This is a genomic window from Shewanella sp. 1311, from assembly GCF_059338235.1.
In genome coordinates, this window is the sequence record NZ_CM181686.1 from 1,802,552 (window position 1) to 1,820,712 (window position 18,161).

Below are 18,161 nucleotides of genomic sequence, written 5' to 3' on the forward strand. Positions count from 1 at the left end.
TTAACGCATTTTTTATTGCGAAAATAGTCTATATTTCGCCGCGAGCAAGCTATTTAAACAGGTGCTGGATATTCTTTAAATCGCCCTTGCCTTCGGCAATTTCTTCCGGTGTTAAACCTGTGACTTCATGCGGGAACACTAACCAGTCTTCAGAGGCATGGATGTAATAGTCAGGCTTTAAAGGCACTGCGGTATTTTTTGGCTTGTAATAAGGGCAAGCGATACGGATATCGGTTGGCATATTCAGACGCATCAACTGACCGAGTTTTTCTTTTAATGCATGGATACTGCGGCCAGAGTCAAACACATCATCCACAATCAATAAACCGTCGCTTGCGTTCGCATTTTCAACGATGTAATGCAGGCCGTGAACTTTGATTTCTTTGCTTTGCTTGTCGGTACCAATCCCATAATAGGAAGAAGTACGCACGGCAATGTGATCGGTTTCTACTTGTTTAAAGTCGAAAAATTCCTGTACCGCGATCCCGATTGGAGCGCCGCCACGCCAAATACCCACGATAAACTGCGGACGAAAGCCACTCTCATACACTTGCGAAGCTAATAAAAATGAATCTTCCAGCAATTGCTGCGCGGTAACAAAATACTTTTCTGACATGACACAGTCCCCATCACATTGATTTTATTCTTAGGTCGTTAAAGCTTATGACCCCTGTAAGGTCTGTTCGGCGGGTAAAGGTTCCCAAAACACTAAAACAGCTTGGCCTTAGCAAGTGTAGGCAGCCGCCGAATTTTGGGAGCGAATTTTATACCAAAAAAATGCGATGTGCTGCAGTAATAGTAAGAACTTGCGTGACAACAGACATTTATTTTACCTTTTTAGGCAAAAAGCAACAAAAAGGCCACCCTAAGGTGGCCTAAAAACAGCGAATAAATACCTGCGTTAAACGATAGGGGTAATCACATGCTCGCCCACTTTTGCCTTGGCACTATAACCACGTGCCGTTGCCGCTTGGAAATCCTTCGATAGAATGGTATCCACATAATGCCAGTCGCTGCGCACCTCATCAGCGGTGAAAGTGAGCGTCATAAAGCCGCGATCTCTTAAGTTAGCGTACTTAAGATCTGGCACTAACTCGACGATCGCCGCCTCAGTCGCAGGGATCTGCTCAGCGGGCAGATTCAAATAGTACTCAAGACCTGGTGAAGACACTGAGCTGGTCGCAAACTCCACCCCAACGGTATCGCCATTCACGTCTTTAAGTTCGTTAGCCCAGGCATTATGGGTATCACCCGCGATCACGACTAGGTTGAGGTTTTTCGATTTAGCCGTACCTAAAATCACCTCACGCTCATAGGCATAACCGTCCCAAGCATCTAAGTTGTATGGAATGGCAGGTAATTGCAGCAGTGCGATAACTTCTGGGGTTAATAAGGCTTGATTAGCCTGAAGATATTGCAACTCTTGGGCGGTCAGCGTGGGATCATTTGCCGCCGCACGCGCCGCTAACTTAGCTAACGCGCCTAACATGGCATATTGGGGAATGCTCATCTGCTGCGTCGCAATCGCCGCCGGCAATGACATCTTGCCCATCAAAATCTGTTGCCCTAACACCTGCCACTTGCCCGTTGCTTGCAGCAGAGTGCCCTGCAGCCATAACAATTGCGTCAGACCCAGCATAGTGCGAGTGGTCGAAGTCACATCGGCAAGGAAACGTTCGCCCGCAAACGAACCCGTTGTCGGATCCATATAATCGGCATAATCGAGCTGTTTATCACGGGCCAATACGCGGGTATCGAGCATGTGCAGGTCGACAAGATTGCCGTAACTGAAGCTGCGGTAAATCTCTTCATGGTTCCCTTCGCGCCATGGACGAATAGGCAACCATTCGAAATAAGCTTGCAGTGCCGCTTCTTTGCGGACGGCAAAATCGCCTTCGCCTTCATTATGATTCTCAGCGCCATCACGCCAAGTATCGTTGGCCACTTCGTGGTCATCCCACACTGTGATAAAAGGCACTTTCGCGTGTAACTTTTGCAGACTCGCATCGGTATGGTACTGCCCATAACGGGTGCGATAATCGCCCAATGTCAGCAACTCAGTGGCCGGTAATACTTCACGGCCAAGCTCTGCAGCATGCTCACTGGCATAACCGCCACGGGCATATTCATAGATGTAATCGCCTAAATGCACCACAGCATCTAAGTCATCCTGCGCCGCCGCTAACTCATAGACGTTAAAATATCCAGCTGGAAAGTTCGCACAGGACATCACCGCCAGTTTGACAGAACTCACATCGCCTTCAGGCAGAGTACGGGTTTTACCCACGACAGAGGTTTTGTCACCTGTCATAAAGCGGTAAAAATAGTTTTGGCCAGCACGTAAGCCGCGGGCATCAATCTTAACCGTGTAGTCACGGCTTGCATTAGTGACCATCTCACCCGTGGTCACTAATTGACTAAAGGCCGCATCGCTTGCCACTTGCCAACTCACTTTTACATCGCCCTCAGATTCAGGCGTGACACGGGTCCAAAGGATCACAGCATCAATCGCAGGATCGCCACTGGCAATCCCATGTAAAAATTGCGCAGGTACAGAATTATCATCATTACTATCGCTACAGCCCATCAAGCCGTAAGAGATCACAGCAACGCCAACACCTTTGGCCGACATAGCCAAAAAGTCACGACGAGTTACGGTACGATTCATTATTATTATTCCTTGTTAGATAAGGCTTCACTGGTATGAGGTCTAATGAGACCCCGATTGTGAGACATCACTGTTACACATTTGTGACATCTTTGTCAGCCTTTTATGATTTCTATCAATTCAAATACTTATACTGAATGGCGTACTTTATTTAAGCAGGGCTGGCGCAGCGAACAAGGAAGCTGCTAACATCGGTGCAGGCTAACGCAGCGTGTTAAATGCACGCCTAAGAATGGCAAGAAAAGGAATTTAACAATGAAAGTCAGCGATATTATGAGTGATCAAGTCATCTGCATCAGCGATGGCGCCAGTTTGAAAGATGCCCACCATCTGATGCAAACCCGTGCCGTACGCCACTTACCCGTGATTTCTGAAATTGATGGCACCCTCGTTGGCGTACTCACCCATAAAAAGATGATCGCCAGCGTGATGACTATGTTGAACAAGTACGGCCAAGGCGCGCTCGAGCGCAAAGAACGATACACGCCGATCACAACTGTGATGGACCAAGACTATCAGCATCTTACCGCCGACGAGCCCTTAACTGTGGTGGTGGAATATTTTATCGAAAACAAACTCGGCTGCTTGCCCGTTGTCGATGTTGATAAAAAGGTACTCGGTATCGTCACCTCATCGGACTTTATTAAGCTGTGTCGTACCCTGCTGCAACAGCAAAGTTAAGCTTATCGAGCAAAAAGCGCGGCCAATATTTGCTGCGCTTCCATTCATCTCACCAAAACTACACTGCAGTCGCAGGCGGTATTCGAGTAAAACGCTGCCAGCGGCACGAGCGCCAGCGATACACCATAATCAGGCCGCGGATCCATTCATCTGCCGCAACGGCAAGCCATGCTGCAAGCACGCCGTAACCTAAATGCAATCCAAAGAACCATGCCAATAGCACGCCAATGCCCCACATGCTAAAGAGGCCAACCCGCACAGGGAACGCCACATCACCCGCGCCTTTTAATGCCGAAATAATCACCAGATTAAACACCCGCCCCGTTTCAAGCGCGATAGAACCTGCCAGTAATAACGCCGTCAGTTGGATGACTTCCTCGTTCTCACTTAACCAGCCAACAATAGTGAATCGCTGCCAGTAGAAGACTAACACTATGACCAGCGAAGTGATAAAACCCACCAGACAGTAGCGTTGCACTCTCGCAGTGATTTCATCGAACCATTGTTTGCCGACATAGTATCCGGTCTGAATTTGCGTCGCCTGCCCGAGCGCCACCGCAAAACAATAAATAAACCGGCTGATGTTTAGGCCATAGGTATAAGCCGTGAGCGATAAAGTCCCCATTTGACTGATAAAATAGATGATGGTCATCTGCGCCACATTGTAAGACAACATCTCACCGGCATTGAGTAGACCGATACGCATCACACTCCAATAGGTGCTGCGCGGTAATAATTTAAGCCGTTGCAGTGGCAGCGGGATCTTTTTATAGCGGATCACCATCAGCATGATCACAGCGCCGATGATCTGGCTGGTGACGGTGGAAATTGCCACCCCTGTTACCCCATAAACAGGCAAGTCAAAGGGAGAATACAGGGCAATATAGTTACCGATGACGTTCATCAAGCCTGTGCTTGAAGTAACTAACATGGCCGAGCGAGTAAAGCCGTAACTCCTTAAAATCGCGGCAAAAGCAATGTTCATGACCAAGCCTATACTCAAGCTGCCGCAAATCACTAAGTAGTCATATCCAAAGCCTGCCACATCGTGTTCAAGTGCAAATAGGCCGATAATCCCCTTCGCGCCGAAGAACATAGAGGCGCCCATGATCAAGGCGAGTCCTAAACTCAATGCGACACTTGCCACCCCGATATCGACAGCCTGTTGCGACTGGCCTGCGCCATTGTTCTGGCTAATCAAAATGCTCGCACCTGTGCTCACCATCATCGACATAACCATCATGAAGAACATCAGCTGAGTCGTGAGTCCCACCGCTGCAACCGCGTTATCGGAATAATGGCTGAGCATAAAAATGTCGCTGATCCCAAGCAGTGATTGCAGCAAGGTCTCGACAAAAATCGGCCAAGTGAGGGCGACTATGCTCATGCGTTGTTGCAATGTTTTGGGTGCTTTAGCCACGGAGAATTCCTGCAAATAGAGTACGGATAACGATGTGAGCGCTGGCTCAATGTGTCGCTCAAACGGTATCTTGGCAACCTATATTTTAGCCAAGATACTGAAAGCAACTTTCACAAATAGACAACCTAGTGCTAACCAACACACAATCAGGCGGAAATTTAAGCGCATTCCGCCTAATGGTCAATTGAGTTGGTAATTTTCTTACAAGTCACCATACAACTCAATCTGTATTAATGAAAATATGCCGACTGCAACCGTATTCATTACTGAGTTGATGGCAGAGCTAAAAACAGGACTCATCACTGCGGCTACCATTTCAATTAAACTGCCGATAAACTCAGCCCATTGCAGAACTGCTAAGCACACTGAACATTGAGGGAGTATTAAATGAGCCAACTCTATTTAGAAGAGGGAATTAAACAATTGGTTAGCGAGTTTATCGCGGCGGGTTGCCCATCGGTGCGAGAGCAAACCATTGAGCAACGTAGGCAAGGTTATATCGCCAGCACGGTACTCGCAGGTGAAGCGGAAGACGTGTTCGAGGTGCGCGCAGTTTCCATCGATGGCGCAGACTTGACCCTGTTCAAACCTTCGGCGGCAAACGATTTACCCGTTGTCATTTACTACCATGGCGGCTGTTTTGTCAGTGGCGGCGTTGAAACCCACAATCAACAACTGCGTAAACTCGCTAATGATGCTGGCGCACTGGTGATTGCCGTTAGCTATCGTCTCGCCCCTGAACATGTTTACCCCGCCGCCCACGACGATGCCTGCAATGCCGCCGAGGTCATATATGCGCATTGCCAACAATGGGGTGGCGATAAGGACAAGATTACCCTGATGGGCGACAGCGCTGGCGGCCATTTAGCCCTAGTCACTTGCCTACGTTTAAAAGCCAAAGGGCAATGGTTGCCACAAAAGCAAGTACTTATCTATCCAATGCTCGATGCCACCGCTAAAAGCCAAAGCTATAGCGACAATGGCGAGAAATACATCATCACCCGCGACACCTTACTCACTGGATTTGATCTGTATTTAGATTGGCACCCCAGAACCGATGCCGAAGCCAGTCCGCTGCGAAGCACTGACTTAGCGGGACTGCCCGAAACCCATATCATCACAGCTGAATTTGATCCGCTCGTCGATGAAGGAGAACAGCTATTTAGGCATCTATTAGAGGCTGGCGTGAATGCCCACTGCCGCCGCTATCTTGGGGTCATCCATGGCTTCTTCCAACTCTCGGGAGTGAGCCGTTCCGCTCGGGATGCCATGGTGCAAGTGAGTAATATAGTGAAGACAGCCTAACGTCATCCTTGATGATTAATTCCTTCATAAAAAAGGCTTTCTATCTAGATAGAAAGCCTTTTTAAACCGTTTGATATTCAGACTTAAACGGCTTTCTTTCGATACGCCAAAAACAACAAGACTATGCCAACGGCTAAAAACGGTAAGCTAAGAAGTTGTCCCGCACTTAGCACTAATTCAGAGTAAGCCGCTTGGCTGACTTTAATCGATTCAATCGCAATTCGCGCACTAAATACCGACACCAGAAACAAGCCGAAAATCGCTCCATGCCGTTGTTTAATCTGCGTAAATTGATACAGAGCATAAAGCGCGACAAAGATAGCCAAATAGGCAAAAGCCTCATAAAGCTGTGCCGGATGCCTTGGCAACATATCAACACGGGCAAATATAATGCCCCAAGGTTGAGTCGTTGGATCGCCTAAAATCTCTGAGTTGGCAAAGTTCGCCATACGCACAAAAAAGCCAAAAATGGCGGTGGCGATCGCGAGTCTATCCAACAAAAACAGGAAGGGCAGCTTCACTTTGCGTTGGTAATAATACAGCGCCAGAATCGCCCCTAAACCCCCACCGTGGCTGGCGAGCCCACCTTCCCAAATCGCCAAAATCTTCAGCGGATGGGCAAAGTAATAAGCCGGATCATAAAAAATACAATGGGCCAAACGCGCGCCCACTATGATGCCAACCACACAATAAATCAGTAGATTATCAAGGGACTCGACATCGAGGTTTTCCTTGATATAAATCCGCTTCATCACCTGAAAACCGGCAGTGATAGCAACAGCAAACAAGACTCCATACCAATGTATTTTTAGTCCCATAAACGAGATTAATACAGGATCGAGCTCCCACACTAAGTGTTCCAAATTCAATTACTCCTAACACTTGGTACATAGAGGTACGCCAAAAAGCCTGTTTTACGTGGTTAAACGCCAATAGACAAGCCTTGTCGCGGGGATATCTTACTATTGAGCCAAATTTAACGACACTGAGTAGCATTGATTTAGCCGAATGATGTTATTTCGACCGAATCGAACTCTCACTCATTAATGGGTTAATTCACGCTCTAATGAACGCGCTTTTTTTATACCACTATCGGCTCAGACGCTTGATGATTTCGCTGTGCTGCGGATAGTGGGCTAGTAATGTTTTTTGGCTAAATAACTCGAAATCATCGAAGGTAAAACCAGGGGACACCATGCAGCCCACGAGCGAAAAGCCGGGTTGATTCATCGCCGAACCAAAGATACAGCCCTTAGGCACCAAAAATTGTGGTCGCTCGCCCGCCGCTAAATCGAGTCCCAATTGCGCCGTGGTTAACACGCCATCAGGGGCAATCATATAAATGGTGAGCGATTGTCCTGCATGGAAGTACCACATTTCATCGGCGGTTAGGCGGTGAAAGTGGGAAACTTCACCCGTGCGCAGTAAAAAATAGATGCTGCTCCATAATGCCCGAGTCTGATCAAACGGCGTTTCAGAACGATAGGATGAACGGTAATAGCCGCCTTCTACATGCTGTTCTAGTGCTAAATGTTCAATAAAATCATCGGCTGTATGCATTATAAATCCCTGGGTAAAATTAAAACCACAATTCAGGTTCTAGAGTCTACTCGAAAAACATCTGCTCACTAAGCATTGCAGTTTAGCTTTTTGAACATAAGCACACACGCCAAAGTTCAACATATCACTTTTGACTCGTTACAATAGGAAAGAGAGAGTTATGGCTTGTGGCATCAATCGCGCTAGCGACTTGGCAAAATCGTGACGACAAATAAATTGTACGGCGTGTCGTTATGGTTTGTTGTTCCCACCAAAAGCGGCTAGATTATTATGAGTTAGCGGGATTCATTGGCGGCTAAAGCTCCAAAGAGCGGCTCGTAATGATGACTTGGACACGCAGACATAAAGTTAAGTGATTTTCCACAGGGATCTTAATTGATGATCAATATTGAACAGATGGCGTTAATCCTCGATGCACTGCCAGATCCTGCCTTAATATTGTCAAAAAGTGGTCGGTACGTGGCTGTATTCGGCGGTAAAGATGGGCGTTATTACCACGATGGCAGTGGCTTAGTCGGTTTGTACATTGCTGATGTATTAAACCCCGATAAAACAAATTACTTCTTAGGCATTATCGAACAAGCCTTAGCTAGCCGAGCATTACTGATTGAAGAATATGAACTCAGTAATAAAGATGTCAAAGGCTTACCTGACGCGGGCCCAGATCGACCCATTTGGTTTGAGGGACGAATTCAAGCGCTAGACTTTCTCGTCAATGATGAGCCTGTGGTGCTCTGGGTCGCCAGTAATATCTCACAGCGACATGAGCTTGAACTGCAGCTGCGTCAGCTCAGCGATACCGATCAGCTCACAGGATTATATAATCGCCGCCGATTAGAACGCGACTTAACCGTTCAATTCGACACTTTTCAGCGCCACCGTACGCCCACCTCAATCTTGATCCTCGATTTAGACCACTTAAAGTCTATCAATGACCAGTTAGGCCACCATGCTGGCGATAAAATTATCATCGCCGTTGCCGAAACCTGTCGCACTCAATTTAGAAAAACCGATAGCGCGTATCGTTTTGGTGGGGATGAATTTGTGATTGCCCTGCCCGGTGTCGAACAGTCTCAGGCGGTTAAATTTGCAGAATACCTCTGCGATTGTTTTTACTCGGCACTGCAACAACATGCGGTTAACGGCTTGTTTGCCACCGTAAGTATCGGGGTTGCCAGCATAGAAGCATTGGATACCTCCTATGAAGACACGCTTAAGCGGGCCGATGCGGCCCTGTATCAAGCTAAACGTAATGGCAAAAATCGAGTTATATCAAATACAGCCTAAGCGGATTTAAGTCGTTAAAACTAGCAGCGGCAATGACAATTTCTCTGAATAAACAATATTTACAAATACTTATCACAAGATCGGATAACAACGGCAGCCAACAAAAAAGCGAACCCTAAGGTTCGCTTTTAAACACATTAAGCTAATGCCAAATAACAGAATTAATTCGCGTCTTTCGCAGCTTTACGGGCTTGATGCAGTTTTTTATAGCTTTCAATCAATCTTAAGTGCGGCTCAATGCCTTCGAGCTGCATGCTGGTCTTAGTCAGTCCATAAAAACGCACTTTACCTTTGACTGAGCCAACGACATTGTCCATCACTTCTTTACCGAACATGCGATTGAAGTTGTGGATAAAATCATTAAGTTCTAACTCTTCATCTAAGGTCACTTCCAGCACAGCATTCATGGCTTGGTAAAACAGGCCGCGTTTAACGGTATTGTCGTTAAACTGCAGGAACTCACCGACTAGCTCAATCGCGTCTTCATGTGCACCGAGTGCCAAATAAATCAGGATCTTAAGCTCGATAATCGTGAGCTGACCCCAAACGGTATTTTCATCGAATACAATGCCGATTAAGGTGCGGATATCCGTGTAGTTATCGAGTTGGCTTTCTTCTAAACGATTAACCAAATTAGCCAATTGCTTAGTGCTTAACGAATGCAGATTTAGGATATCTTCACGGTATGCCAGCGCCTTGTTGGTGTTATCCCAAATCAAGTCATCAACTGGATAAATTTCAGAATAATCAGGTACTAAAATACGGCATGCCGATGCGCCTAAATCGGTAAATTCAGCGATATACACCTCTTTACCTAACTCTTCTAAGATGCCAAACAGACCGCTGGCCTCTTCTTCACTGGTGCCAGAGAAATCCCATTCGCAGAATTCATAATCGAATTTACTGCTAAAGAAGCGCCATGAAATTACCCCTGTTGAATCAATAAAGTGCTCAACAAAGTTTTCTGGCTCGCTGACCGCCATGCTGTTAAAGGTCGGTTTTGGCACATCGTTTAAGCCTTCGAAACTGCGACCTTGCAACAGCTCAGTTAAGCTACGTTCTAATGCCACTTCAAAGCTTGGGTGCGCGCCAAATGAGGCGAACACGCCGCCGGTTTTCGGGTTCATCAGGGTCACGCACATCACAGGGAATTGACCGCCGAGTGAAGCGTCTTTGACCACAACCGGAAAACCTTGCTCTTCTAAGCCGTTAATACCCGCGAGGATACTTGGATATTTTTCAAGTACCTGCATTGGCACATCTGGCAGAACAATTTCTTGCTCAATGATTTGGCGTTTAACGGCACGCTCAAAAATCTCTGACAAACACTGCACATGCGCTTCTTGCAGGTTATTGCCCGCGCTCATGCCATTACTTAAGAACAGGTTTTCAATCAGGTTCGATGGGAAGTAAACCGTTTCACCGTCAGATTTACGGGTGTAAGGAATCGCACAAATGCCGCGCTTAATATTGCCCGAGTTAGTATCAATCAAGTGCGAACCGCACAGCTCGTCGTCTGGGTTATAAATCTCTAAACAATAGTCATCCAGAATACCCGCAGGCAACGCATCGTCTTCCTCTAACGCAAACCACTTTTCATTGGGATAATGCACAAATTCGCTATTAGCGATTTCAGTCCCAAAGAATTGATCATTATAGAAAAAGTTGTTATTTAAACGCTCAATAAACTCGCCGAGCGCTGAACACAGCGCGCTTTCCTTGGTCGCGCCTTTACCATTGGTAAAACACATTGGCGAAGCGGCATCACGAATATGCAGTGACCACACGTTCGGCACTATGTTACGCCATGATGAGATCTCAATCTTCATTCCAAGATCGGCGAGCATGCCCGTCATATTGGCAATGGTCTGCTCCAGTGGCAGATCTTTACCCAGAATAAAGGTGCTCGATGCGCCATTAGGCTGGCCCATCAGCATGGCATTGGCGTCTGCGTCTAGGTTTTCAACGGTTTCAATCTTAAATTCTGGTCCCGTTTGCACCACTTTTTTAACGGTACAACGGTCAATTGAACGCAAAATACCTTCGCGATCTTTATCGGAAATATCTTCTGGCAATTCAACCTGAATTTGGAAAATCTGGTTGTAGCGATCTTCAGGATCGACAATATTGTTCTGCGACAGTCTGATGTTATCCGTTGGAATATCGCGGGCTTTGCAATACACCTTCACGAAATAGGCCGCACACAGGGCTGACGACGCTAAGAAATAATCAAACGGACTAGGAGCAGAACCATCACCTTTGTAGCGGATCGGCTGATCGGCGGTAACGGTAAAATCATCAAACTTGGCTTCAAGTCTAAGATTGTCGAGAAAATTAACTTTGATTTCCATTGAATATGATTTCCACTAAATATGCGAGTCTGTAGCAGCTCATCGACCAAGTCGCGTCATTGGTAATGAGTCATTAAGGGGGAATTATCGGTGTTTTTAGCCCATTAGTCTTGGGTTAATTATGTTAAAAACCACAATCGGGGCATTTGCGGCTTAGCTTAGTGGGTTGAATAGCAGGTTTGACTTTGAACTGAGATTGAATAACAGGAAGGCCAAGTAAGCCAATTGATCGCAGAGTAAAACCAAGTACAAGAACAAATTATTGATGTTTTTCAGTCTCTCGCTTAACCAACATAAAGGTTAAATACATCTTAGTCGGTAATGACAACGCCATGCCAAAGGCGACACACATAGCACTGAGAATAATCCCCTGCACGCCCATCGCCTCAACGGTTTCATTAAAGTTATGCAGATAAATACCCAGCGCAATAAGACAAATACCCACACTAATGCAGATTTTCAGCGTTAAAATCAGCTTTTCATTCGTCACTGTTTCGCCCTTACCCTTCGCCGCTATGTAGCTTTGCTGCCGACCCGCTGCAAGTTTAGATACCTGCTCAAGGTTCGCGAATGTCTAGCCGCCATTTGCATCAAGTTTAACTAATATAGTGAACGCATTTTCCACATAGGGCCTTGATTAAGATCAACCAAAGTGACCCAACTTAACCCATAAGGCATAAGAAAAAAGCGTGCTTTTTGTCATTTACATTATATTTTTGTTAACTTAAGCACTTAAGAATATGGGGAATTAGCTATACTGCCCTGCAATAAAAGGATGTTCATCACGGAGTCATCAAGCATGTCTAATTTCAGTTTACGTAACAAATTGCTGCTGTTATCGCTGTTCCCGTTAATCTTGACCCTGTGCATACTCATGACAGTTTCTTACTACGTCGAACAAAGCGCCCTTGCCGACGAAGTCACAACGTTTAGAACTAAGCTTATCGGTGAACGTAAAACCCAAATAAAAGAAGCCACCGAAATTGCCGCTGGCATAGTGCAATATCAGTTGTCTTTAAAAGAAAATGGTAATGTGAACCAAGCGCTCCGTGATATCCGTTTTGGCAGTTCAGGCTACTTCTTTATCTACGACTCCCAAGGCAAAAACCTATTCCATGCCGTCATGCCCAACCTCGAAGGGCAAAATAAAATTGATATGACAGATCCCCGCGGCACAAAAATCATTGTTGGTTTACTCGATGCAGCTAAAAAGGGTGACGGTAACTTCTCGTTCTATTTCCAAAAACCCAATACCAATGAGCAAATTGAGAAAATCGGTTACTCCATGATGATCCCTGGCACAGATTGGATGCTAGGCACAGGAGCTTATATCGATGATATCGACGCTGTCGTTGAGGATTATCGTGCAACTGTCACTGAGCAAATGATCGATAAGTCCTATGCCATTCTGTTAATTGCACTGTTACTCGCTGCGATGACTGCCGTCGTTATTCTCGCCACCGCCCAGCGCATGGTGGCACCGATTAAAAATATGGCGGACAACTTAAACGATATCGCCAAAGGCGAAGGCGATTTAACTAAACGCCTCACTGTGAAAGGTGAAGATGAAATTGCACAACTAGGTCGATCCTTTAACCTGTTTGTCGATAAGCTCCAAACCATCATAGGCGATGTGGCAAACGCGACCGCTAAAGTTAAAAGCGCGGCCAACGCGATTCACGATCAAACCAAAGTCATGTCGAGCCAGCTCATCAGCCATAACAATGAAACCGATCAAGTGGTTACCGCTATTACTGAAATGTCAGCCACCGCCAGCGAAGTAGCGCAAAATACCACGCAAGTGGCCGAAGCGACCCATGCCGCAACAGGCGATGTGGCCAATGCCCAGCGTTGCGTCGATGCTTCTTTAGAAGAAATATCCGCGCTCATGGCACAAATCAACAATGCGGCTGGCAATATTCAATCCTTGAGCGAACAGTCGAAGAAAATCAATAACGTGCTATCTGTTATTGGCGGCATCGCCGAGCAAACTAACCTATTAGCATTAAATGCCGCCATCGAAGCCGCTCGCGCCGGAGAACAGGGCCGAGGCTTTGCCGTGGTGGCCGATGAAGTGCGCAACTTAGCGAGCCGAACTCAATCAAGCACGCTAGAAATCAACGAGATGCTATCAGAACTGCACAAGCTTGTGGCGCTAGCGGTGAAAACGATGGAAGAAAGTCAGCAAAGCTGCGTACGCTCGGTAGACTCTTCTCGCGCAATCTCCGAAAGCCTTGGCTCAGTGACATCGGCGGTAACGGCAATCAACGACATGAGCACCCAAATTGCAACGGCGGCTACGGAACAAAGCTCTGTGACCGAAGAAATCAACCGCAACGTGTTCGCCATCCAAGAGATTGTGAATGAGTTACTTCATTCCAGTGAAGATGCTGCCAGAGTTAGCCAAACCGTATCGCAAGAAGGGATTAACCTCGGCAAACTCGTCGGCCAGTTTAAGATTTAAGCTTATTTTCAATGGGTTGCAAGTTAAATAAGACATAGCAACCCATTCATTTTCTGAAAATGTGGGATTACGTCCCAGCCTTGCTGAGGCCGATGGCTGTGGATTGTTGATTGTTGATTGTTGATTGTTGATTGTTGATTATTGATTATTGATTAAGAATTGGAGGCACTGCTTTTAATTTAAAAAAGTAAAACTTAAATCCCGTTACCTACGTATATAACCAAAATACTCAACTCAGTAGAAGTGGCCATGTTTTCAATCTTTAAGAAAAACCCTTTAAAAAAGTTAACTCAGCAATACAATGCCAAGCTTGAAGAAGCGATGCTTGCACAGAGAAAAGGCGATATTCGATCCTACTCAATGCTGACCGCTGAAGCCGAGCAAATCGAAAATCAAATAAAAGTGTTAGAAAAAGCAACCCAGCAATAGAGGCGCATAGCGAGAACGCGAAGCAAGCAAACTACCAAGAGTCGGCTTGAAAACGTGCCAATCTGGCCTCTGTGATAGTGCATTGGGTCAGTTGCATCAACTCACCTAAAGTGATCGCGGGATTGTCTGTGATAAGCCGAATCAACTTAGCGTCTAAGGGCTCTAGCTTATCCGCATGTTGCAGCAAGGCAGTTTCCAACTTTTTGATAAGATAACCAAACTGGCCATTTTTAGCCTTTAACTGCTTCGCTAGCAACGACTCTGCTTGTAAATGCGCACTGCAGGATTGGATCTTAATCGCCCCGCCCACCATGCACCAATTCCTCGAACGTCGCACACGCTTAAGCTCGCAATCATATTGGGTTGCAATCGCTTGAGCTTGTTTAACCGCCTCCCGCCCAATTCGATGAATAAGCGAAGGCAGCGAGATACTAATGTCGTCGTTCATAACGCTTGGTTAACCGCTCTTTGATGCCTGCATGGATAAAGGGAAAAGCCTGCTCGACTTTACATTCAAATACAAAAATTCAATGCGCGGCAGTGTACTCTGCCTCACTTTATTCTAAAAGCTCCGCCACCTGCCGGATAAGATTTGATGCGATTATGCTTTTACTCATTAACCCACATATTTTGAGTGAGTTTCGCACCAAGTTTGTAGCTTATGTTGTAAATCGCGCAGCTTCTTTGGGTAATGGCTCTGCTTGGCATAAACCATATACAACTCATGTGGATAGCATTGCCATTGGGGAACGAGCAAAGTGAGTTTGTGCTGAGCGATATCCTCCTCTACCAAATAATAAGGCAGGCTAGCGATACCTGTACCACTCAAAGTAAGAAGATGTGTAGTGGCATAGTTTGAACTGCACAGTGCAGGCTCAAAAGTGAGCGTGAGACTGTCCCCCGCGAGTGGTTCAAACACCCACTGTGTTTCGCCCGAAGACAATAGACGATAATGGCGTAAATCATCAGGGTGACGAACTTCTGCGGCTGCGGGATGTGCGGGCGAAACCACTAAGACATGGCGAATTCTGCCAAGATATTTGGCGATCAGATTATCGCTGTGCGCAATGCTTGTTCTTAAGGCGAGATCAAACTTGCCGAACTCAACATCTTGAATATTCTGCTCAAAACACAGTTCGAGTTTCACTTGAGGATACGCAGCAATAAACTGAAGCAGCATAGGACTCAGCAATTTTTTGCCCAGTTCCGTTGGGGCGGTAAATTTTAAAGCGCCACAGGAGTCCTGCGTTAAATCCTGCACTAAACGCCCTGCTTCATTGGCCAGCCTCTCGATTTCGCAGGCTTTACCATATAACGCTTGCCCTGCTTCGGTCATTGATACTCGCCGAGTGGTTCGGTGGAGTAATTGACAACCCATTTCATCTTCAAGGGATTTAACATGGCGCGACACCAAGCCTTTAGAAGCGCCGAGTTGTTCAGACGCAGCGCTAAAACTGTGCATTTTGGCAACCAGCATAAATGACTGCAGATGGGTGAGATTCATCAATTAAATCCATTAACGAAACAATGTGGTGATTATATGCGCTTTTTCTATTTAATTAACCAGACTATCCTCAATTCGTACTCAATTTAGGAGCATGTCATGAAAATAGTCGTAGTAGGTGCATCAGGCACAATCGGACAAGCCATAGTCAGCTTATTTCATTCAACTCAGCATGAAGTTATTCAGGTAGGGCGAACAACGGGGGATGTCCTGATAGACATTCGGGATGAACATTCACTCCATCAAGGGCTAGAAAAAATCGGTAAAGTCGATGCAATTATTTCGGCCATGGGTGACGTCGTGTTTAAACCCTTCAACGCTATGACCCAAGCAGACTGGTACACAGGGCTCCAAAGTAAGTTATTGGGGCAAATACAGTTAGTGCGAATAGGTAGCCAATACCTCAACGCTGGGGGCAGTTTTACGCTAACCAGTGGCATTATTGCCGATGTCCCAGTAAAAGATGGCATCAGTGCCGCCACAATCAATGGCGCACTTGAGCATTTTGTTACCGCCGTCGCGGGAGAATTACCTGCACAGCAGCGAATAAACATTGTCAGCCCAACGGTATTAAGCGAGTCGTTAGCGAGCTATCAGGACTATTTCCCCGGTTTTAGTGCAATCAATGCCGACACATTAGCCAAGGTTTATTTGCGCTCAGTCATGGGCAGAGAAAACGGCCGAGTGCTGAAAGCCTTTTCCAGCTGCGGCACAGTGTTGCCCTAACAGCAGTGTCCTAACAGGACAACCTAACCTTGTAACGCAAGGCGCGTAATCAGTCACAGTTAAAGTCTTGAGCGTTGCGCTGGGATTGCCTACAATAGCGCACGCTTTTTCACTATAGACAATGACAGATCACGACCATGACCGACACAACATCATTACCCGCTTTACCGGATCGCCTTTCCGTTAACCCACGCAGCCCACACCATGTGGCAGAAATTTTCGAGCACGATATCGGTATTAAGCTCAACGGCAAAGAGCGTTTTGATGTCGAAGAATATTGCATCAGTGAAGGTTGGGTAAAAGTACCAAGCAAATCCTTAGACCGTCGCGGCCAACCTCTTTTGCTCACAGTAAAAGGCACAGTTGAAGCCTTTTATCGTTAAGCCTTAGCGCAAAGAGCGGGATCATAGAATGAGTAAAGGCTAGCCGTGGGAACCCTAGCTAGCCTTAAATAGCAAACACCACCCCCTTATATTATTGTTTTCTAACTAGTTTATCCGCAAGATAGTCAGCTAATTCAAAAAGAGGGATGTGTGTCATCACACCGTCTTTGCGGCACTTAACTGAAACCCTATTTTCAGCCTCCTCCTTATCCCCAACCGTTAAGATATAAGGCACTTTTTGCTTGTGAAAACGTTTCATTTTGCGGGCAACTGAGTTTTGACTGATATCAATCAACACTCGCATGTCTCGTGCTAAACATAGTGCGGCTAACTGACGGACAAATTGGCTGTTTGACTCATTCACTGAAGCGATAGCAACAGGCACGGGATGCAACCAATCCGGCAGGTTACCCTGTGAGACTTCCAAGAGAATCCCCAACCAACGCTCGATAGACCCATACATAGCTTGATGCATAATCACTGGCCGTTCGAATTCACCTTGCTCATTTGCGTACTGAACATCGAACCTTTCAGACAAATTAAAATCAAACTGGATAGTGCCACACTGCCAGCGTCTTCCCATAGAATCTGTCAGTGACAATTCAATTTTGGGACCATAAAAAGCCCCTTCGCCAGCTTGATACTCGGCATCAAAGCCCTCAATCTGACAGGCTGAATCCAGTAGCTTTTGTGCTCGGCACCATTGCTCATCGCTGCCTAATGCCTTCTCAGGTTTAGTCGATATTTTTACGTCTAAATTATGGTAGCCGTAATCACCATAAACCTGCTTTGCCCGTTGAAGAAAACCACGTATCTCCTCCTCTGCCTGAGACCAACAGCAAAAAACATGGGCATCATCCTGAGTGAACTGGCGTGCGCGCAGGCAACCATTTAACGAGCCTGAGGATTCATTACGGTGCACCAAGCCAAACTCAAATAGTCGCAGTGGCAAATCTCTATGGCTATGTACCCCGCGCTTAAACAGCAAAATATGGGCAGGACAAGACATAGGTTTTAAAACATATTCATCCATGTTTTCTTTTCCGCCACCGAAAAACATGTTCTCTGCGAACATGTCCATGTGCCCAGAAGTCTGCCATAACTCCTTCTTCATAAACACAGGTGTATTTACCTCTTCAAACCCATTGCGGCGGTACACATGCCTTATGTGCTGTTGAATCTCTCGGAATAACGCCCAACCATTCGGGTGCCAAAAAATCATACCTGGCGCCTGTGGTTCAGAGTGAAATAGGTCAAGTTGTTCTGCAATTTCGCGATGTGTTTTCATCATGCTCTCCTGAGTTATATCTGAGTAATATCTGAGCGAAATACAAAACCAAGGTATAAAAAAACCCTCTGGCGATGTCGCTCAGAGGGTTTTTT

At 46.2% G+C, this 18,161-nt stretch carries 17 protein-coding genes; 7 read left to right on the forward strand and 10 right to left on the reverse strand.

The window, feature by feature from the left end:
* Window positions 1-49 precede the first annotated feature (49 nt).
* Window positions 50-616 carry a phosphoribosyltransferase gene (locus AC5YB3_RS08175; protein ID WP_006080219.1) on the reverse strand — a complete coding sequence of 189 codons (567 nt, stop codon included), beginning with the start codon at window positions 614-616 and terminating at the stop codon, window positions 50-52.
* A gap of 285 nt (window positions 617-901) precedes the next feature.
* Entirely contained in the window at window positions 902-2,668 is a 1,767-nt protein-coding gene (locus AC5YB3_RS08180; RefSeq protein ID WP_259483001.1) for an alkaline phosphatase D family protein, read from the reverse strand.
* 255 nt (window positions 2,669-2,923) lie between these two features.
* On the opposite strand from AC5YB3_RS08180, the gene AC5YB3_RS08185 reads away from it, so the two are divergent.
* The gene (locus AC5YB3_RS08185) at window positions 2,924-3,349 is read left to right on the forward strand and encodes a CBS domain-containing protein (protein ID WP_445782281.1); all 426 of its coding nucleotides are present in this window, start codon (window positions 2,924-2,926) and stop codon (window positions 3,347-3,349) included.
* A 58-nt stretch (window positions 3,350-3,407) separates the two neighbouring features.
* Here AC5YB3_RS08185 and AC5YB3_RS08190 read toward each other — a convergent pair whose 3' ends face one another.
* Window positions 3,408-4,769, reverse strand: a complete 1,362-nt coding sequence (locus tag AC5YB3_RS08190; protein ID WP_494526923.1) for an MATE family efflux transporter — start codon at window positions 4,767-4,769, stop codon at window positions 3,408-3,410.
* A gap of 387 nt (window positions 4,770-5,156) precedes the next feature.
* On the opposite strand from AC5YB3_RS08190, the gene AC5YB3_RS08195 reads away from it, so the two are divergent.
* A complete protein-coding gene (locus AC5YB3_RS08195; RefSeq protein WP_494526924.1) occupies window positions 5,157-6,074 on the forward strand; it encodes an alpha/beta hydrolase in 918 nt (305 codons plus the stop codon).
* A gap of 83 nt (window positions 6,075-6,157) precedes the next feature.
* Here AC5YB3_RS08195 and lgt read toward each other — a convergent pair whose 3' ends face one another.
* Both lgt and AC5YB3_RS08205 read right to left on the reverse strand, forming a co-directional pair.
* A complete protein-coding gene (lgt, locus tag AC5YB3_RS08200; protein ID WP_494526925.1) occupies window positions 6,158-6,937 on the reverse strand; it encodes a prolipoprotein diacylglyceryl transferase in 780 nt (259 codons plus the stop codon).
* A gap of 226 nt (window positions 6,938-7,163) precedes the next feature.
* Window positions 7,164-7,634: a cupin domain-containing protein gene (locus AC5YB3_RS08205; protein WP_006084120.1), complete on the reverse strand. Its 471-nt coding sequence runs from the start codon at window positions 7,632-7,634 to the stop codon at window positions 7,164-7,166.
* 378 nt (window positions 7,635-8,012) lie between these two features.
* Between AC5YB3_RS08205 and AC5YB3_RS08210 the strand changes: the two genes are divergently transcribed.
* Entirely contained in the window at window positions 8,013-8,921 is a 909-nt protein-coding gene (locus AC5YB3_RS08210; RefSeq protein WP_071939913.1) for a GGDEF domain-containing protein, read from the forward strand.
* A 161-nt stretch (window positions 8,922-9,082) separates the two neighbouring features.
* On the opposite strand, the gene AC5YB3_RS08215 is transcribed toward AC5YB3_RS08210, so the two are convergent.
* A complete protein-coding gene (locus AC5YB3_RS08215) occupies window positions 9,083-11,272 on the reverse strand; it encodes an OsmC domain/YcaO domain-containing protein (RefSeq protein ID WP_494526926.1) in 2,190 nt (729 codons plus the stop codon).
* Between the two features lie 259 nt (window positions 11,273-11,531).
* Window positions 11,532-11,762, reverse strand: coding sequence for a hypothetical protein (locus AC5YB3_RS08220; RefSeq protein WP_259577923.1), 231 nt, complete (start codon window positions 11,760-11,762; stop codon window positions 11,532-11,534).
* Between the two features lie 309 nt (window positions 11,763-12,071).
* Between AC5YB3_RS08220 and AC5YB3_RS08225 the strand changes: the two genes are divergently transcribed.
* A complete protein-coding gene (locus AC5YB3_RS08225) occupies window positions 12,072-13,736 on the forward strand; it encodes a methyl-accepting chemotaxis protein (RefSeq protein ID WP_494526927.1) in 1,665 nt (554 codons plus the stop codon).
* A gap of 249 nt (window positions 13,737-13,985) precedes the next feature.
* Window positions 13,986-14,165, forward strand: a complete 180-nt coding sequence (locus AC5YB3_RS08230) for a DUF6435 family protein (RefSeq protein WP_126492738.1) — start codon at window positions 13,986-13,988, stop codon at window positions 14,163-14,165.
* Between the two features lie 31 nt (window positions 14,166-14,196).
* Here the strand turns inward: AC5YB3_RS08230 and AC5YB3_RS08235 are convergent, their stop codons facing one another.
* Both AC5YB3_RS08235 and AC5YB3_RS08240 read right to left on the reverse strand, forming a co-directional pair.
* Window positions 14,197-14,613, reverse strand: coding sequence for a ribosome recycling factor family protein (locus AC5YB3_RS08235; RefSeq protein WP_259569401.1), 417 nt, complete (start codon window positions 14,611-14,613; stop codon window positions 14,197-14,199).
* A gap of 168 nt (window positions 14,614-14,781) precedes the next feature.
* Entirely contained in the window at window positions 14,782-15,669 is an 888-nt protein-coding gene (locus tag AC5YB3_RS08240; protein WP_342899207.1) for a LysR family transcriptional regulator, read from the reverse strand.
* 99 nt (window positions 15,670-15,768) lie between these two features.
* On the opposite strand from AC5YB3_RS08240, the gene AC5YB3_RS08245 reads away from it, so the two are divergent.
* Both AC5YB3_RS08245 and AC5YB3_RS08250 read left to right on the forward strand, forming a co-directional pair.
* Window positions 15,769-16,395: a short chain dehydrogenase gene (locus AC5YB3_RS08245; protein ID WP_342899208.1), complete on the forward strand. Its 627-nt coding sequence runs from the start codon at window positions 15,769-15,771 to the stop codon at window positions 16,393-16,395.
* A 137-nt stretch (window positions 16,396-16,532) separates the two neighbouring features.
* Window positions 16,533-16,778: a DUF3297 family protein gene (locus AC5YB3_RS08250; protein ID WP_006080205.1), complete on the forward strand. Its 246-nt coding sequence runs from the start codon at window positions 16,533-16,535 to the stop codon at window positions 16,776-16,778.
* Window positions 16,779-16,869: 91 nt separating this feature from the next.
* Here the strand turns inward: AC5YB3_RS08250 and thrS are convergent, their stop codons facing one another.
* Window positions 16,870-18,123 carry a threonine--tRNA ligase gene (gene thrS, locus AC5YB3_RS08255; RefSeq protein ID WP_494527174.1) on the reverse strand — a complete coding sequence of 418 codons (1,254 nt, stop codon included), beginning with the start codon at window positions 18,121-18,123 and terminating at the stop codon, window positions 16,870-16,872.
* Window positions 18,124-18,161: the final 38 nt, after the last annotated feature.

What these genes read in the sequence shown, in the direction of transcription:
- AC5YB3_RS08175 (WP_006080219.1), bottom strand. Translation starts at nt 616, where the DNA reads ATGTCAGAAAAGTATTTTGTTACCGCGCAGCAATTGCTGGAAGATTCA.
- AC5YB3_RS08180 (WP_259483001.1), bottom strand. Translation starts at nt 2,668, where the DNA reads ATGAATCGTACCGTAACTCGTCGTGACTTTTTGGCTATGTCGGCCAAA.
- AC5YB3_RS08185 (WP_445782281.1), top strand. Translation starts at nt 2,924, where the DNA reads ATGAAAGTCAGCGATATTATGAGTGATCAAGTCATCTGCATCAGCGAT.
- AC5YB3_RS08195 (WP_494526924.1), top strand. Translation starts at nt 5,157, where the DNA reads ATGAGCCAACTCTATTTAGAAGAGGGAATTAAACAATTGGTTAGCGAG.
- AC5YB3_RS08205 (WP_006084120.1), bottom strand. Translation starts at nt 7,634, where the DNA reads ATGCATACAGCCGATGATTTTATTGAACATTTAGCACTAGAACAGCAT.
- AC5YB3_RS08210 (WP_071939913.1), top strand. Translation starts at nt 8,013, where the DNA reads ATGATCAATATTGAACAGATGGCGTTAATCCTCGATGCACTGCCAGAT.
- AC5YB3_RS08215 (WP_494526926.1), bottom strand. Translation starts at nt 11,272, where the DNA reads ATGGAAATCAAAGTTAATTTTCTCGACAATCTTAGACTTGAAGCCAAG.
- AC5YB3_RS08225 (WP_494526927.1), top strand. Translation starts at nt 12,072, where the DNA reads ATGTCTAATTTCAGTTTACGTAACAAATTGCTGCTGTTATCGCTGTTC.
- AC5YB3_RS08230 (WP_126492738.1), top strand. Translation starts at nt 13,986, where the DNA reads ATGTTTTCAATCTTTAAGAAAAACCCTTTAAAAAAGTTAACTCAGCAA.
- AC5YB3_RS08235 (WP_259569401.1), bottom strand. Translation starts at nt 14,613, where the DNA reads ATGAACGACGACATTAGTATCTCGCTGCCTTCGCTTATTCATCGAATT.
- AC5YB3_RS08240 (WP_342899207.1), bottom strand. Translation starts at nt 15,669, where the DNA reads ATGAATCTCACCCATCTGCAGTCATTTATGCTGGTTGCCAAAATGCAC.
- AC5YB3_RS08245 (WP_342899208.1), top strand. Translation starts at nt 15,769, where the DNA reads ATGAAAATAGTCGTAGTAGGTGCATCAGGCACAATCGGACAAGCCATA.
- AC5YB3_RS08250 (WP_006080205.1), top strand. Translation starts at nt 16,533, where the DNA reads ATGACCGACACAACATCATTACCCGCTTTACCGGATCGCCTTTCCGTT.